This is a genomic window from Oleiphilus sp. HI0043 (genome assembly GCF_001634935.1).
The window spans coordinates 1-898 of sequence record NZ_LWEY01001442.1; the positions used below are offsets into that span (position 1 = coordinate 1).

Genomic DNA, 898 nt, shown 5'->3' on the forward strand with positions numbered 1-898 from the left:
TCAGAAAGCCTGTAATGGCACGAGGCAACACGGGCGGGATAGATGGAATGGGTATGGGTGTACACTCACAAAGTTCCAGCGCGTCTTGGTAGGCAACCCAGTCATTTGTCGAAACATTGTAGACACCGCGCTTTCGCTGCTTATGCGCTAGCGTAACGGCATCGGCCATATCATCTATATGTATGAACTGCATGATTGGAGAGAATCCCATCAGTACCGGTGCGTATTTACTTGAAAGTAAGTTGCTGATGGTATTTCGTACGCCAGGGCCGACAATGTTACAGGGCCTTAGAATCGTAATGTTCAAGTCAGGATAGCGCCATAGGTAGATATTAGCTAGGCTTTCAAGCTCGACGGAATCTACCAGGTCCATTGTTAGCTCAGCTGCTTTTAGCGGGGCAGTTTCATCAATCAGTGCCGGGTTATAGGGTGATGACCCATAAACGTGATAGGTTGATAGCACAATAACATTGCTGATCCCGTATTTATGACTTAAGTCCAAAAGCTTTTGTGTGCCAAGAACATTGGCATTATAACGTCTCATCCGTGTTTCTTCTGCAGAAGAAATACGTCCGAGGTGAATAACGCTATCAAAGTCATGATGCTTAAACAGGTCTTCAAAAACGCGTTTATTGAAATCGACTTTATAACTTGGAATGTCGTCGCTGTGATAGGTGATTTTACGGAAATCTACAGCAGCAATTTGGTATTCATCACGAAGTCGATTAATGACTTGCTGGGCTAAGGCGCCGGCAGCGCCTGTAACAAGAACGTTTTTCTTGTGCTCAGCTTTTTTCTTGCTGATTGTTTTGCTAGTGTTTGTACGAGAACTCATTCGAATATTGCCTCCCTTTCATTCAATCCTTTTGCAATCAAGCCATTGATGGCTGATTTAACC

General features: G+C 44.3%; 1 protein-coding gene. It reads right to left on the reverse strand.

The genetic code is table 11. The features are described from left to right. A partial coding sequence (locus A3729_RS20220) for an NAD-dependent epimerase/dehydratase family protein (protein ID WP_068634212.1) occupies positions 1 to 835 on the reverse strand: 835 nt, incomplete at its 3' end. Positions 836 to 898: the final 63 nt, after the last annotated feature.